Origin of the sequence: Dietzia sp. HMSC21D01 (genome assembly GCF_001815995.1) — a bacterium.
GTDB lineage: Bacteria > Actinomycetota > Actinomycetes > Mycobacteriales > Mycobacteriaceae > Dietzia > Dietzia cinnamea.
In genome coordinates this window covers 1-1,532 of the sequence record NZ_KV823933.1, presented here as the reverse complement: position 1 = coordinate 1,532, position 1,532 = coordinate 1, and the positions used below count along the sequence as shown (strand labels likewise).

Here is a 1,532-nt window from a genome sequence, read left to right as displayed (position 1 = left end):
CGCGGTGATTGTCAACCTGTTGTGAGTCATTCAGGCGGCGATGAGGGTTGCCGCGATCGGTGGGATCGTCAGTCGTGAGCCGTCGTTTGCCAGGTTGATCGTGACGGTGGTGTTCGGGGTGGGGATCTGGGGTCGTTTGCGGTAGCGGCCCGCGTGCTGGCGGTAGTGCTCATCGAGCCTGGTCTGCCGGGTGCGGGCCGCGTCGACCCAGGTGCCGTCGTGAACGGACGCCGGGGTGTAGCCGGCCAGTCCGCCGTGATGGTGTCGATGGTTGTAGTACTCAACCCATTCGGCGATCCACTCGGTGGCATGATCGAGGTCGCGGAAGGCCCGCGGGTAGGCGTGCGCGCTCTTGACCGTGGCGAACCACGATTCGATGTAGGCGTTGTCGTTACTGACCCCGGGCCGGATGTACGAGCAGGTCACGCTTTTGTTCTCGAGTTCGCCGCGTAGGTGCTTGGAGGTCATGGCCGAGCCGTTGTCGGAGTGAACGATTTCGACCTTGCCGTCTGAGGCATCGATGATGGTGGTTAGAAGTTCAGCGGCGATGTAGCGGTCTTCGCGGGTCTGGATCGTCCATCCGACGATTTTGCGGGAGTACAGGTCGATTACCGAGTACAGCGCAAAGCTCTGTCTGGTTGTGCGTCCGGGCAGGAACGAGATGTCCCAACACAACACCTGATCGGGCCGGCTGGCCTGCAGTGTGGGGCTATCCCGCGGCGCGTTGGGGCGTCGTCGTCGACGGACAGGGGTGGTGCGCACCTTGGCGGCCACCCGCTGAAAGGTCGCCTGACTGGCCAGCACCGGTCCGGTATCGATGTGCTCGTACCAGGCCTGCCGCACACTGCGCCCCTTCGCCAGCGAGGCGTTGACCGTATCGGCGACCTGCGCTGACTCTGCCTCAGTCAACGCATGGGGCTGCTTGCGATCGGCGTGGGCGATCGGCTCCGCCACCCGGGCTCGGGGCTTGCGCCGAACATGAAACGAGCCCCGGGACAGGCCGATCATTGCCAGCGCCGACCGCTGACTTCGGCCTGCCGCCTTGAGTTCCTCCAGCAGGGCGTTCTCGGCCGCGATCAGCTCCTCGTGCTCTCGCCGCTGCTGCTCGGTCCAGTCGGGTCCTCCCCGTCGTCGGCCACGCCAAGTGAGTGCATGACCGATATAGCTTTTCCCAGCGCATCAACGACCTTGCGCTCGGAATCCAATTCCGTTTCCAGCTTGGCGATTCTGGCGTTCAGACGCCTAACCTCAGCTGCATCTTCCCTGGTCATCTCCCCAGTCTGACGCGGGATGACGTTCCCGTCGAGGTCACCGTCAGCCAACGCGGCCACCCACCGCCGCATCTGCCACTCAGCGATCCGGTGCTCCTGCAGGAACGCGGCCTTGGTGCCATACCGGCACTCGACGTACTCAAGCGCCAACCGCCGCCTCTCCTCAACGCTGCGCTCGCGTGATGGAACAACCACCGTCATCTCGACACCCTCCCGCCAGCGCCCATCGCCGACTCACAACCAGCCTGAGCCACAGGGCGC

2 protein-coding genes are annotated in these 1,532 nt (G+C 64.6%); both read right to left on the bottom strand.

The window, feature by feature from the left end:
* Window positions 1-30 precede the first annotated feature (30 nt).
* Window positions 31-1,077 carry an IS3 family transposase gene (locus HMPREF3086_RS09695; protein ID WP_256386786.1) on the bottom strand — a complete coding sequence of 349 codons (1,047 nt, stop codon included), beginning with the start codon at window positions 1,075-1,077 and terminating at the stop codon, window positions 31-33.
* Entirely contained in the window at window positions 1,077-1,472 is a 396-nt protein-coding gene (locus HMPREF3086_RS09690; protein WP_061917909.1) for a hypothetical protein, read from the bottom strand. The genes HMPREF3086_RS09695 and HMPREF3086_RS09690 overlap by 1 nt, the downstream gene beginning before the upstream one ends.
* Window positions 1,473-1,532: the final 60 nt, after the last annotated feature.

Coding starts and splice junctions, on each gene's coding strand:
- HMPREF3086_RS09690 (WP_061917909.1), bottom strand. CDS start 1,472: ATGACGGTGGTTGTTCCATCACGCGAGCGCAGCGTTGAGGAGAGGCGG.